The sequence below is a fragment of the Picosynechococcus sp. NKBG15041c genome (genome assembly GCF_055380235.1).
This window is the reverse complement of record NZ_AP040366.1, coordinates 13178-27311: the sequence shown is the minus strand read 5'-3', so window position 1 is coordinate 27311 and position 14134 is coordinate 13178. Positions and strand designations below refer to the sequence as shown.

The 14134-nt window shown below is 43.3% G+C and carries 9 protein-coding genes and 1 CRISPR repeat array; all 9 genes read right to left on the bottom strand.

Going from position 1 to position 14134, the window contains the following annotated elements; all coding sequences use genetic code 11:
• Positions 1-4 precede the first annotated feature (4 nt).
• The 9 genes from ACZ45B_RS14620 to cas10d all read right to left on the bottom strand — a co-directional run bounded on the left by ACZ45B_RS14620 (position 5) and on the right by cas10d (position 13609).
• Positions 5-526, bottom strand: a complete 522-nt coding sequence (locus tag ACZ45B_RS14620; protein ID WP_024546918.1) for a hypothetical protein — start codon at positions 524-526, stop codon at positions 5-7.
• Between the two features lie 789 nt (positions 527-1315).
• On the bottom strand, positions 1316-1678 hold the full coding sequence (locus tag ACZ45B_RS14615) for a hypothetical protein (protein WP_038028004.1): 363 nt from the start codon (positions 1676-1678) through the stop codon (positions 1316-1318).
• A gap of 176 nt (positions 1679-1854) precedes the next feature.
• Positions 1855-5593: a CRISPR direct-repeat array (repeat unit 37 nt; unit sequence GTTTCAGTCCCGTAGTCGGGATTTAGTGGTTGGAAAG).
• A gap of 211 nt (positions 5594-5804) precedes the next feature.
• The gene (cas2, locus tag ACZ45B_RS14610) at positions 5805-6098 is read right to left on the bottom strand and encodes a CRISPR-associated endonuclease Cas2 (protein WP_024547047.1); all 294 of its coding nucleotides are present in this window, start codon (positions 6096-6098) and stop codon (positions 5805-5807) included.
• Positions 6095-7072: a type I-D CRISPR-associated endonuclease Cas1d gene (cas1d, locus tag ACZ45B_RS14605; protein ID WP_024547048.1), complete on the bottom strand. Its 978-nt coding sequence runs from the start codon at positions 7070-7072 to the stop codon at positions 6095-6097. Before cas1d ends, cas2 begins: the two co-directional genes overlap by 4 nt.
• Before the next feature lie 2 nt (positions 7073-7074).
• The gene (gene cas4 / locus ACZ45B_RS14600; protein WP_024547049.1) at positions 7075-7653 is read right to left on the bottom strand and encodes a CRISPR-associated protein Cas4; all 579 of its coding nucleotides are present in this window, start codon (positions 7651-7653) and stop codon (positions 7075-7077) included.
• Between the two features lie 10 nt (positions 7654-7663).
• Positions 7664-8506, bottom strand: a complete 843-nt coding sequence (cas6, locus tag ACZ45B_RS14595; RefSeq protein WP_464675052.1) for a CRISPR-associated endoribonuclease Cas6 — start codon at positions 8504-8506, stop codon at positions 7664-7666.
• Between the two features lie 4 nt (positions 8507-8510).
• Positions 8511-9233, bottom strand: a complete 723-nt coding sequence (cas5d, locus tag ACZ45B_RS14590; RefSeq protein ID WP_024547050.1) for a type I-D CRISPR-associated protein Cas5/Csc1 — start codon at positions 9231-9233, stop codon at positions 8511-8513.
• Positions 9234-9247: 14 nt separating this feature from the next.
• Complete coding sequence (gene cas7d / locus ACZ45B_RS14585) at positions 9248-10213, bottom strand: type I-D CRISPR-associated protein Cas7/Csc2 (protein ID WP_029682017.1); 966 nt, start codon at positions 10211-10213, stop codon at positions 9248-9250.
• A 54-nt stretch (positions 10214-10267) separates the two neighbouring features.
• Complete coding sequence (gene cas10d, locus ACZ45B_RS14580; protein ID WP_024547051.1) at positions 10268-13609, bottom strand: type I-D CRISPR-associated protein Cas10d/Csc3; 3342 nt, start codon at positions 13607-13609, stop codon at positions 10268-10270.
• Positions 13610-14134: the final 525 nt, after the last annotated feature.

Sequence of the window (14134 nt, the reverse complement as noted above, 5' to 3'; positions counted from 1 at the left end):
ATGCCTAACCTCCGCAACCACTACCCATAATGAGCGGTTCGATCGCCCCGACGACGACGATGGAGACAATCGCATAGACAATCGTTTTAATCTGCTCCGAGGAATCCTGCTGTTTGCGTTTTTCCTGCCAAGCCTCAAACGCAACGAACGCTAAACCAAGCACAACACCACCCCGAATCGCCGTAAAAATCAGTCCTGAAAGTACTGACAGTCCGGCAATTTGACTAAAAATGCAGGTTTCCATTGCCGTTTGGGTGGCTTGCAACAGAAAAGAATATTCGATCGCCATCACGGGAGGACTGATGCACAAACTCAACATCGCTAAGGCAGACAGAGCGGCAAGAAATTTAGACCGAGATTTTAAGCGTTGAAACGCCCGTAACCCTTTGGGGATGAACAGGATGGCATAGATACTGATGGGAACCATTGCCCAGAGCGGTTGTCCCAGTCTCAGCAACAGCAGACTGAGGGGAATGCTGAGGGTTTCGACTAGACGAGTGGGTTTGAAATAAGTTGAGTGCGACATACAAAAAATTGAACGCTTCGATCCCTAAGAGAAAAAGGCGTTCCAGATTCGGATAAAGTCGCTAAATTATTTTTTGAGAACTGAAAAAAAGGGGAATTATCCAAGCTTGAGAGGATCTAAGCTCCGAAAACTAGGCATTACTGCGATTACACACAACTTTACAGAATTACCCATAACGTTATGGGTAACCAGCTAGTGCAACCAACTTCCACGCTTGGGACTAGGTGCGACGTTTTAAGCAAAATTTGATGAGCATGCTTGGGTTCTCTAGGGCTTTTGTAGGGCGTATCAAATATTCAGAATCTGTGCTTTTAAGCCCCTTGACAGATGAAACCAGCCCATCCGAAGGACGCTGCATAGGACTGTTGATTTGGGTTGCCTGTGTTGAGCTGTTGGGCTAACTCCGGAAAATCACGGCACAGCTCGGTAATGGGCGCTTGTTGTAAACGATGTTGAGCTTGTTGTAGGGCTAATACTGGTTTCTGAGTTTTTTTCAGGGACTTATTAGTAGTAACTAGTAAAGATTGCCGTCGCTAGATCATCTATAGCTTACAGGGAAGAAATTACCGTTTGTTTGCGCTCCCGCACAGGAGAAACCGATTCTCAGGGTTAGTAGGTTGTTTGTCATGTCTGGTTTCCCAGGTTGGTCTCACAACAGTGGATGAATACTTGGTTCAGAATTTCAAGATCTGGCAACTGGGCGGTACCCGGATTTAGAACTGATTCCCTAGGTAGGTTTTGTGGATAGTGTTCTGAATTCTTTTTGTGATCATGGTCTTTTCCTTGAGCTTAATGCGGGTGTTGTCCTAGGAAGTTGCTAGTAACGGTTGCTTGGGTATCATCGAGGAGTAGGGCGACAAAGGGAATATGGTGTAGACCCAGGTGGGGAATGATAGTCAATTCTTTAATGCCTTTTAGGTGTTCTTGAATTAACTGCTCTAGGTTCATGGCTTGGCCGTTATTTTCTTGGTAGGGAATTAGCCATTGTTCTGTTAAGAGTGTTTCTAATGCTTGATAGGTTAAATCTGGGCAACTGTGGAGAGTCACCACGGGTTGGGAGCGATTTAACTGCCGGAATAGGGAAAATGAGCCGAATTTCTTTAGGGTTACTGCGGGATAGATAGCTAATGACAAAGATATGAGTTTCGGCATCGGTATTCTAGATGCTGAGGATCCTACTCTCTTGGTTGGGTAATAGTGCAATAATTTCTTCAAAGGAAATGGGATTGTCAGGAATCGTGTGTAAGCAAGAAAATTTAGTGGAAAAAATAGTCGGGATTTAGTGCTTGGACAGTTGATATGCAGTTAACAAGGTACATTGATTATTAGTTTCAGTCCCGTAGTCGGGATTTAGTGGTTGGAAAGCGGAAGGAATGTCAAGGGAGGACTGCCCCTCACCAAAAGTTTCAGTCCCGTAGTCGGGATTTAGTGGTTGGAAAGAAAAACGTGCAACTTTAATCGCCACCTGGAAATCTGGTTTCAGTCCCGTAGTCGGGATTTAGTGGTTGGAAAGGGTTATCAAATTGAGAACGATGCACCAAAACAGGGGTTTCAGTCCCGTAGTCGGGATTTAGTGGTTGGAAAGAATAAACCCGTTGGGGGGCGTGGCAAGAAAGCCCCCGTTTCAGTCCCGTAGTCGGGATTTAGTGGTTGGAAAGTGGCCTGGAGCTGGCAAATTATTTGCAGCCGAATCAAGTTTCAGTCCCGTAGTCGGGATTTAGTGGTTGGAAAGCTGAAAGCCTTCAAAATCAATGGTTTTACCAACCAGTTTCAGTCCCGTAGTCGGGATTTAGTGGTTGGAAAGACCGACCTATCACGACCAACGTCCCAAAAGTCTCCCAGGTTTCAGTCCCGTAGTCGGGATTTAGTGGTTGGAAAGAATATACGTTCTGCTAGTGCCTGCATTTTCTCCAGTTTCAGTCCCGTAGTCGGGATTTAGTGGTTGGAAAGGAGGATATCCGTAAGAAATTCAAGACAATTGTTTGTTTCAGTCCCGTAGTCGGGATTTAGTGGTTGGAAAGGCGCATATTCAACGCACGAATCTCGGTGATTAGGTTTCAGTCCCGTAGTCGGGATTTAGTGGTTGGAAAGCCTGCTGCTGCTACCTCTGCCGCTTTCGTTGCCCACTTCCCTGTTTCAGTCCCGTAGTCGGGATTTAGTGGTTGGAAAGTCCTGACGATATCCCTTTTTAACCCATAAACAAGGTTTCAGTCCCGTAGTCGGGATTTAGTGGTTGGAAAGCCACAACAGAGACAAATAGCGTGGGCATCATCGATGTTTCAGTCCCGTAGTCGGGATTTAGTGGTTGGAAAGATAAGCTGATCAACGGTCATGTTTGCTTTATTTGTTTCAGTCCCGTAGTCGGGATTTAGTGGTTGGAAAGCCGATACGCAGACTGATAATCAGCTCGGTAACGTTTGTTTCAGTCCCGTAGTCGGGATTTAGTGGTTGGAAAGTCTGGCGATGAAGAAGAAGAGTAATATATAAAGCTGTGTTTCAGTCCCGTAGTCGGGATTTAGTGGTTGGAAAGTTAAATATTTTCTGATGTTAAAAGAGAGTCAATAGTTTCAGTCCCGTAGTCGGGATTTAGTGGTTGGAAAGAATATACTGTATCCAGTCGGTTAAAGACCAACAAAAGTTTCAGTCCCGTAGTCGGGATTTAGTGGTTGGAAAGTACATTATGCCGATGGATGAGTTAGGGCAGCAGGTTTCAGTCCCGTAGTCGGGATTTAGTGGTTGGAAAGCACAGCCGCCCGAATACCCGAAAGCTTAGTTTTCCGTTTCAGTCCCGTAGTCGGGATTTAGTGGTTGGAAAGTTCTGCTCATGTTTGCACCGATTTTCTCCTATATGTTTCAGTCCCGTAGTCGGGATTTAGTGGTTGGAAAGCCCCATGGGTGACCATAATATCCACAGCAGGGTGTGTTTCAGTCCCGTAGTCGGGATTTAGTGGTTGGAAAGTGGTGAGCGTTACCCTCGATTGCACGAATCCAGCAATGTTTCAGTCCCGTAGTCGGGATTTAGTGGTTGGAAAGTTTAACCAAAGTTCCTTTGCGAGTTCAGTGGACCGGTTTCAGTCCCGTAGTCGGGATTTAGTGGTTGGAAAGTATTAGAAAAAAGAAGTCTGAACCACTACTATCTAGTTTCAGTCCCGTAGTCGGGATTTAGTGGTTGGAAAGAGAGGCGGGAAACGGGATGGTGCAGGGCGTCCCGGTTTCAGTCCCGTAGTCGGGATTTAGTGGTTGGAAAGAATTAGTTATCCCCCAGGCGGCATCACCGTTAAAGTTTCAGTCCCGTAGTCGGGATTTAGTGGTTGGAAAGTGTTTTTCTTATTCATTGTCATCAACAGCTTCCAGTTTCAGTCCCGTAGTCGGGATTTAGTGGTTGGAAAGATTATTAACTGGGGCCACAAGCCGCCAGTGTGGTGTTTCAGTCCCGTAGTCGGGATTTAGTGGTTGGAAAGCCGAAATATTGTTGCTGCTGACCCCAAGGCTGGTTTCAGTCCCGTAGTCGGGATTTAGTGGTTGGAAAGCATTCTCTTTAGCCCAAGGCTCTGATAAGTCCGAAGTTTCAGTCCCGTAGTCGGGATTTAGTGGTTGGAAAGTGGCAAGAGATCATCGCTCAGTCAACCAACGAGTTGTTTCAGTCCCGTAGTCGGGATTTAGTGGTTGGAAAGCAATCATTAATTAATCAACCACCAATCCCCTGCTTGTTTCAGTCCCGTAGTCGGGATTTAGTGGTTGGAAAGTAGATTGTCTTCATCTCGTAAGCGGTCGCGTTAGCATTGTTTCAGTCCCGTAGTCGGGATTTAGTGGTTGGAAAGATTGGACATTCACTAGGGTCTACGAAGATGACGATTGGGTTTCAGTCCCGTAGTCGGGATTTAGTGGTTGGAAAGAATAATGTTGAATGGGATAAGGTCGTTGCGATTACGGAGTTTCAGTCCCGTAGTCGGGATTTAGTGGTTGGAAAGTCATCAATGAACAATAAGCCGGGACATTGACATCTGTTTCAGTCCCGTAGTCGGGATTTAGTGGTTGGAAAGTCATCAATGAACAATAAGCCGGGACATTGACATCTGTTTCAGTCCCGTAGTCGGGATTTAGTGGTTGGAAAGACCAATTGATCGCGCCCATTGTTTGGCTGCAAAGGGTTTCAGTCCCGTAGTCGGGATTTAGTGGTTGGAAAGCAAACAGAGATGGTAGCCCGACGCGCTTTAGGATTAGTTTCAGTCCCGTAGTCGGGATTTAGTGGTTGGAAAGCAACCCTAACGAAGTGCTTAGCCTTGGTTTCTATTTAGTTTCAGTCCCGTAGTCGGGATTTAGTGGTTGGAAAGTCTGATCGCCGTCTTGGGCAGTATAAAAAAGAAAAGTTTCAGTCCCGTAGTCGGGATTTAGTGGTTGGAAAGTTACCAGGGATACGGTGGCACGGTGGGAGCTGGGGTTTCAGTCCCGTAGTCGGGATTTAGTGGTTGGAAAGCCTAATTCTCCCAGGGTGATCGACGGCAAGCCGATCAAAGTTTCAGTCCCGTAGTCGGGATTTAGTGGTTGGAAAGCCAGATATAAAGCCGCCTCAACAGCGCCCAAAGTTTGTTTCAGTCCCGTAGTCGGGATTTAGTGGTTGGAAAGTTGGAGGAGCCGAAACAGTGTAGAATCAAAAAAAAATGTTTCAGTCCCGTAGTCGGGATTTAGTGGTTGGAAAGTTTCTTCAATTCCCCCACAGCCTTTAAGGTCAGCCAAAGTTTCAGTCCCGTAGTCGGGATTTAGTGGTTGGAAAGTTAAACGCTCGACGCCGCCGTCGAGAATGCTGTGATTGGTTTCAGTCCCGTAGTCGGGATTTAGTGGTTGGAAAGCTTTCGATCAACTCATCAAAAGCCTCCCCTATCGTCGTTTCAGTCCCGTAGTCGGGATTTAGTGGTTGGAAAGTAAATCCAGATTGTTTAAATGTTGAAAAATTACTTGTTTCAGTCCCGTAGTCGGGATTTAGTGGTTGGAAAGTCGTTCCATGCGCCAACTAAACCAGGCGTTGCTTGGTTTCAGTCCCGTAGTCGGGATTTAGTGGTTGGAAAGTCCGCGAGCCAGGACTCTTACGACACCTAGCTTTGCAAAGCTCATTTGGCGGATGTCGTTCCATGCATCTCATGTTATCCATGATAGCCCTACAAGTTGTTGACCTTTCAGCATTAAAAAGTATCGAGTTTTCAAGGTTCTGAAGGTTTTGGCAAAGTCCCTAGGGTTTTTGGTCACGCTATGGGTTTGCCAATTTGATTTTAGGTCAAATCTAAATAATGATACTACCCGGTTTTTCTGGCGTAGATGTACCGTAGGCGATCGCCTTTTTGATGGCAGTGGCATCGAGAATATAAATACAGACAGCATCTTCATCTGGTTTGATGAGTTTTTCTATGGTGGTTTGTAGTTGAGCAAATTGTTTGGCAGTGAGAAAACATTCAAAGACGCTGAATTGTTTCCATTTCCCGTAGCCTGAGAGTAGTTCAAATAATCGTTTTCGGCGTTTGTCACCAGATTTTGTCGAAGGTAGGTCATAGATAACGAGATAAAGAAGGGTATTCATCGAATGATTAAAGGTTCATAGGTAATGCCTTCTTGGAGATGTCGGGCGAGGAGTCTGGCTTGAAGTTCAATAGCACGGCGATAGGTGCATTTATAGTTAAAGATGGGATGTTTGAATTCTGAGCAGAGCTTACGATCAAAGGCAGATAGAAATACTTTACAGGCATCATCTTTGAGGCGATGAGCGCCTAGGCTTTCGGCAAAATCTTTGGGTTTAATTTCTTTTTGTTTGAGGACGGTGAGGACTACGCTATCGGCGATGAGGGGGCGAAATTCTTCCATAAGGTCGAGAACGAGAGCTGGCTGACCACGGGTGGTTTCATGGAGAAAGCCGATGTAGGGATCGAGTCCGGCAATATGGGCAGCAGCAGTGACTTGAGTACGAAGTAAGCCATAACCGAAACTCAAGAGAGCATTGACGGGGTCGGTGGGGGGACGACGAAAACGTCCGGTAAATTCCCATTGGTCTCCTAAAATGTCCTGCCAGCAGGCAAAGTATTCCCGCGCGGCTAATCCTTCAACACCCCGTATTTCATCGAGGGAATGTTTCTGAAGTACCAGTTTTTCGCGTCCTTTGAGGGGATTTTCTTTTTGGCCGCGACGGTAGAGGAGATTGTATTGGTTGTGGATTTTTCCTTTGGCGATCGCCTTGACGATATCTAAGCGTTGGTTTGGGTTCTCATGGGCGCGAAATTGAGCAAGACGCAGTTGACCATTGCGGGATTCATTGGGGAGAGCAGAGCCAACATATTTACCAAAGCGACTGAGATAATGCACAGGTAAACCAAGTTCTAGGGCATATCCAAAGGCTTCCCCTGTCATGCTGGGATAACCCAGAAGAACAATATCTTCCAAGGTTTGAGCGGGAATCGATTGTTTTTTCCATGTGCCATCTTCAGATTTCAGGGCAATCTTGAATGCTTCTTGTTGTTTGCTCAGAATGGCATCTGGCTGAGTTAGGTATAGAGTTGACATAGTTAATGAGATTTAACGAGTTTTTTAATTTCTTTGGGTAAACATAGTCGTTTCAGGCTACAGTCAGTACATTTTTTCTGATTAGTGATCGGTAATGGCATGGGGCGATTACTAGCAAGATGGGCTGCCATAATCGCTTGCTCGGTCAAGTTTCGGAGAGTTTGGGTAAATTCAACCTGTTGTCGCCGTCGATTGCCGTAATAAAAAATTTCACCGTAGGGAATTTCTTGTTTGGTGCGTTCCTCTAGGCATAGGGCTGCGGCGCAAAGTTGGAAATGATCATTGAGGTGTTTCCCCATTTTTCCTTTCTTATATTCGAGGGGAATCAGTAAGCCATCAGTCTCTTCTACTGCATCGATAATACCTTTAACTTTTAGGCGATCGCTCCAAACCCATTGCTGCCTATGAATTCGGGTATCTCCTTCAATTGATGTCCCAGCTTCGTTGATGTTTCTGTGGAGATGGTTTCCCCGAATAATATGGTCATTAATTTCCATCTCCCCAAGTACATATTCAAAGTAAAAACGTCTTGGGCAATATTCCCATGCATTTAGATAAGCGAGAGGTAAATAATCATCCATTTTGAACCCTTTAATATCTAGAAACTTGTCCCATACCCATCGGCGTTTTTCGTCCTATACCTGCATAAAAAGAAAAGTCGGCTAAGGTATTAATTTGCTTAATAATTTGGGTATTTACATCTCCTAAAATACTGAAACTTATTTCACCAATACAGCCAATAAATTTACTCCGCTTATCGCTGACCATTTCAGTTCTAATATCAAAAAAACTAGGATAAATAGGCTCAAAAATAGTCTCTGTAAATTCAAAAGAAATTTCACTATATTGATTCCATCGCTTAAGTAAACTCCGAAAAATCAAGTCTCGATCTGGTAGAGAAACATCGTATTGTGTTTTTCTAAATGTTGTAGGCGTACAGAATCTAAAATTTATTTTTCTTGCCTGTTGTGAAGTTTGGCTATCTGTGCCATCAAGGGCTTGTTCATAGAGTCTGGTATAAGAAATAAAGTTTGCCCATGGCTGTTGTGACTGGGGATTGGAAAGGATACTGATAATATCAAGCTCGGCAGACCCTAACTGCCAAGGTTCCGTGCGGTTTATATTTAGCCAGAGATGAGCTAGTTTTCCAAATAGGCTGTCATCCAATAAGGTAATGCGCCACCAACAGGGAGTACCAGGGGTGATCGCCCGATGATAGCTCCATTGCATTAGCTTACGATTACGATTGAGCTTGATCTGCACTGGACTTAGGGTAAAGGCTTTTTCACTCTGCTGTTGGTGCAGTTGTGTCCCTAGGTCTTTATCAACGGAACTAACCAGGTCAAGAAATAAGGCATGGAGATTACGACCATTAAGATGGGTTTTTAGCAGTGGCGATCGCGGGACAAAATTAATAACTAAGCTATAGGGCATTTACTTAAGCAGAAAACTGATAGGACATATTGCTTGGTAGTTTTAAACCTTGCATTTGTTTTGGTAGATTCTTAAAAGTGAAATAATCTCCAATCATGTGAATGTTTTGAATTAAGCTGACAGGAGGCATGTTAATCGTGTCAAAACTAAGAATTTGATTGCTTTTCATCACATCTAAAGGATTGAGCAAATAGGGAAAAGTAAACTCTTTATTTGAGTAATGTTTATCAATTTCCAGAAGTTTGGTCTCTAATTTAGCCTTTGATGACCATTTACCCATTCGTACCCAATGGGGAAAATTGAGTTTTTCTTTCGAGATTACAAAAAACTCAAACTCACTTTCTGGTGCAATTTCCTTGGTTCGACCAAAACTCGGAATATTTTTGGATGTGGGTTTCACCTCCACATGATAGTGATTATCAGCATATTTCCATGTGTTCAAAACAGAAGTATGATGTTTTGGTTTCGCTGGTGTGATGTAAATATTTTGCTTATTCAGAGGCTCCAAATGTTGCTTATATTTAGGTATCTGTTCAGCACAAAAATAGCGATATGAATTTTCTGTTGATACTTCAGTTTGATATTTAGGATTGTCCACAAACCCTAAAATATAAGCTAAGGCATAATTATGTAGGACGGCTTCAGTTTCGTATAGTCTCCCAATTTCACGGGTAGCGAAATAGAGACTATCATGAAGCTCTAAAGTACAGCTATAAATGATAGTCATCTGATTATCCTCGCTTATTTACCTTGCTTTTTTACATACTTCTCATAGTATGCTTTTGCATCTCGATCTGCTGTTTGAAGCAAAGATTGAATACCTTCCTCTGTAGAAGTGAGAGATTTTACCTCACCCAGTAAGGCTTGAAAAGCTTCCCCAATTAAATCAGTATGGACAATAACTTCCTCTGTCATGAGTTGGGCAATCGCCTCTTTTGCCGCATCAAGTACATCTGCTTCCTGTAAAGGATCAGGAGGGGCAATCTTATCCTTCATCAGATCGTAGATCATTTGTGTCCAGCGCAAATTACTAACAATTTCTCCGTCAGCAAAAACCACGCCGATTAACTCATTTCGTAAACGTCCTGTGCGGGTCGTTTGTGCGCCATAGTGACGAGTTCGCAGAATATTATTCATCACATACAAAAATGTACCTTCTGTCGGATCTTTCAGGGTGACAATGCTTGGAAAGAAAACCTGAGGACGAATATGATCCTGTTGATTAATGCGACTAGTCACCACCCCTTGTTTACTCATTGTGCCGCTCTCATAGGGCGCATTCAGAGTGAAAGTTTCATGGGATTCGTCAAAGGGAGTAATGGAGAACGCCGTATCTACAACTACTTTCGACTTTTCTGAACCAGAATCCCCAATGGCAAACCCATAGACAATCGAATCAGGATGATCCATCTCAAATTTCTCGTTATACTCACAGGCTTCTGTAATAATCCCGTAATTACGCAGAAGTTCACGACCTACTAGACGTTCAGGTGTAGATTGCTTCCGCTTAAACATTGCCAAACGACTCATCAAACTTTGATCCTCAACACCTGCTGTTACCCGTGCTTTATTAAGCTCGCCATCGGTCTGAAAGAGTGGGTAGGATTCAGTTACACGAATCGTTAAAAAATGAGCATACTTGCCCATGGGTTTACTGGGAATTTCTGTATGGAAAAACTTAGAATCGATAGATTTGAGTAAAGACATAATTATGTTCCTGAAATGTGTAAGAAAAATAAAAGGCGAGATGAGAAAAAATGGTTACTCTTCCTCTTGAGCCGCTTTACGAGCTTTGTAGTCTTGGTTTTCTTGGTCTTGCTCAAGGCGATAGAGAAATTCGCAAGTGTCTCGAATGAGGTTTAGTTGTTTCCCTGCCAAACGAGCGCGATCGCCTTTAAAGCCTCCTTCAAAAACTTCTAGGACAAAATACTGGGCAAACTCAAGCACTTTTTGGCGTTCTACTTCGCGATCGCTGACCACCCAACGTCCTTCAGCAGTTGAGGAATGGACACGATCCATGAGTTTAGAAACTTCTGCTGCCGTGACAGCGACCAATGTTTCACTGTCCATTAAGCAATTATCTGCGTTGAGAATTGCTTGAGCTGCGACATCAATTGGTTTTAATACAGCATTAGCTTTGGGGTTATAGGATTTGTTTGCCCGATAAAATTTTCGGTAGAGCCGAGTGAGTTCTTTGGGGTGATTCAAGGGTGATTTCTCCTTTTGGTCTATAGAGTTGAAATAGGGATCAAAACAGGGATAAAAATGATCGGCATAAAGTTTGATTTTGCTCATCGGTGGTGATTCCGCTTCTTTGCCTCGCCTCCATTTACTGAGATAACTAAAAACATTGAGGGGACTAGATTGAAAATCTTTGGCAAGTTCTGTTAATTTCCCCCAGTTCGCGTCATAACCTCCTTTGCCACGTTTTGGATTCACATCAAGGTGAATGGCATAGGCTGCGGTCAGAGCTTTTAGCGGTGATGGATACGTCCGACCACTTCCATCGCGCCACCCCTCTAGGATGTAGTCGAGACGGAATCGATCTACTCCAGTCAATACCCGAAATGCTTGGGGGGCACTATCAAGAAAAACGGTCTCCTCAAATTCTGTGCCATCGGTGAATGGTGGAATGGGTGATTCAGAAACAACGGTTTTAACATCCAAAATCATCGGCATCACAAAGGCTAACCAAGTGGGCATTACCCAAGATTCGGTATCGGTGGGATCGCGCCCCGGCGGCAAAGCAATGAAGTAAAAAGTTAAGGGCTGATCATCAGGATAAGAGAGTTTAAAAGTGCGGTCTTTGCGATAGTTGGGATCTTTGTCTGGTAGCTGCTGCTTGGCTTTGAGTTCTTCATCCATTAACAAAAAGTCAACGGATTGGTAGTTGGCTTTTGTAAGATTAATATCACCTTCTTTACTAATAAAATGATTTCTTAGCTCTGTATCAAACCGAGTCTGGGCGATCGCCTGATAAGCTTGCTGCAAAAATTTATTGGTTTCGGGTGTGAAGTAGTAAGTGGGGTAAAAATAGAGATAACGATATTTCCCATCCTCAAACCGTTTCCCAACGGCTTGGGTTTGGTTCATGAGAATTTGCCGGAGCATCATCTCAATCCCTGCAATGCTAGAAATATTGCGCTTGGCGTTAGAACCCCCTAAATGTTGTTTATTGGTGTAAACCTGCGGCGTAAATAATACTTCTGCTTCCATTTGTTCTTTTACGGAATAGGGAGAATTAGAAATGGAGCAAATAATTTCTTTTCCCCGTCCAGATTTTTTCGCAGCTTGATAGGCGTTTAATTCCTTTAAGAAAATTTCAACCTGTTCTGCATTAGAGGCTATTTCCTGTTGCGGTAACATCACCACTCGTTTTACCCATTCGCGAACATCTTGCCAACCGTCATCAACAGAATATTGGGCAATAATTGGTTCGATTAAATCAGCGATAAAGGTAATGAGTTGTTCGGCAGTTTCCCGAATATCTTCTAAGCCGGGATTTGCTTCAAGATATTTAGTAGAAAGGTAATACCATTCATAGGGAATACCACCTGTATTACCCTTGAGTTTATTTTCTTTGAGGGATTGATTAATATTCTGAATTTGTCGAAGTTGAGGAATGTATTCCGTTAATTCCCAAAACTCAGCAACTTTAAGAATCACTCCTTCTGGCGGTAATTGTGGCTCCGGTAATTCTGCGAGGCTTTTCTTTTTCTTGCGATCGCGAACTCTTTGTTTATAAAGGTTTTCTAACTCCTTATATTTATCCCCCCAAATTTTGCGGCAGATCGTATCGCTAAATTCAGCGAGTTGATCCATCCGGATATCTTCTTTGAGTTGAAAATTATAATGGGCAGACAAAATGCCCAATCTTTGGAAATTTTTCAGTTTTTCTGTACGGGCAGGGGCAACAGATTTTTTATTACTACTGAGGATTTTCAAGGTAGCATCAAGACCAATTTCCATTAAGCCCCGTCCATCACAAAAGAGGTTGTAATAATCGGCATATTTCATCCCCTTTCCATCTCGACTAAAGCCCGTTTGTCTTGCTTTCAGTTGTTTAAAGCACAGACTTTTGATCTTTTTGACAATGCGATCGCCTAACCCATCTGTCGGAATATCTGGGGCATTGCGGGTTTTGAGATAGATTACCCCTGTCGGTAAATACAGCAATGGTTCATAGAAAATCTCATCGTCTGTATTCAAGCTGGTATGAAGATCCATCACAGCATTATTTACCACATTAGTTAAAACACCACGGTTTTCGGCTAAATGATGATAGGTCAGACTCAATTGACCATTGCTGAGACTATGCAATAACTCCTTAAATTTCGTCTTTACGGCATCTTGGGGATGTTTAATAATCGATGCAAAGGAATCAGCTAGACAAGTTAGGTCTGCTAATTGCCGCAGTAATTTAGGGTGAACTTTCGGCTGTAGGCCATATTCAGAAAAGTTCCAGTTCGTATCCCAGCGTCTTTGGGCATTGCAAATCAGAACGGTTAAATCATCAAGGTATTCTTGATAGGTTTCGGGATTATCTGGGTCAATGAATTTATTGAGTTCTAACTCCAAAAGTTTTTGAACAATGATCTCTTGCTGTTGTTGGATATCAAGCTTGCGGCAATCTTGGGAGACATCGGGGAATTTCTCAAAGTCATGAAGAATAAATCCTGCAATGGTTAACCGTCGCTCAAATTCTTCAATGCCACGGGCAATAGTGGTATCGAGTTGCTCTAATCGTTTTTCAATCTGGTTAGCAGGAAATAGACCATTGAGTAAATGGGTATTTAAGGACTGATCCGCCGCATTATCTCGCCGAACTTTCTCTTTCCCTTCGGCTGCCCATTGAGCATCAATTTCATCAAAAAATTTACCCCCTTTAGCTGTAACCCCGATCGCCACCTTCAACAAATTGGGTAAGACAATCTCAGCAAAATCTTTCATCACTGGATCATCTTGGTTGGAATCCTGAATCGCCTTACGCAGCAGCTTGAGAGTTAGTAGCTCTCTTTCTTGGGGGTCAATCTGGCGATCTCCACTTTCATCCGCGAGAAATTCATCGGGATTAATGTTCTCTAAATCAAAATTGTCATTCATATTTTCCAGTAAATGCAGTTGTCGTGAGTGGGTTGTAATCCAAAATCAATAGAAAAGAACTTAAGAAAACTCAGAGAGGGAAATAAAAGAGAAATGCTATTTGACTAAATGACTTACCAGAAACTTGTGACTAAACCAACCATAATTGGGGGCTGAGACTACTTACGCCTGTCCTTAGTGCCGAAAGCCTTATCTAAATCTCTCTCTGAGAAAAATGGGTATGCTTAGGTTACGAAGGAAAAATTAAAACATACCCATGCAGAAGCTAAAGCATTTGATAATGGCAGTCGTTATGAGCAATACGAACCGTCTCGATCTGATACCCCTCTTCTCGGAGAGAATGAATTACAGCACTAAAACGATGGGTAATGGGGATTAGCTCTTGCGGAGCGTGGAGCTTGCGATCAGAGAGCAAACGAAGAATTTGGGCTTTCTTACTCATTGGATTCTCTTAGGGAATTCAAGATGGATAATTTTGATTCTAGCGATGCCATCTCAAAAATATAAGGGGTCGCTTAAAAGCTT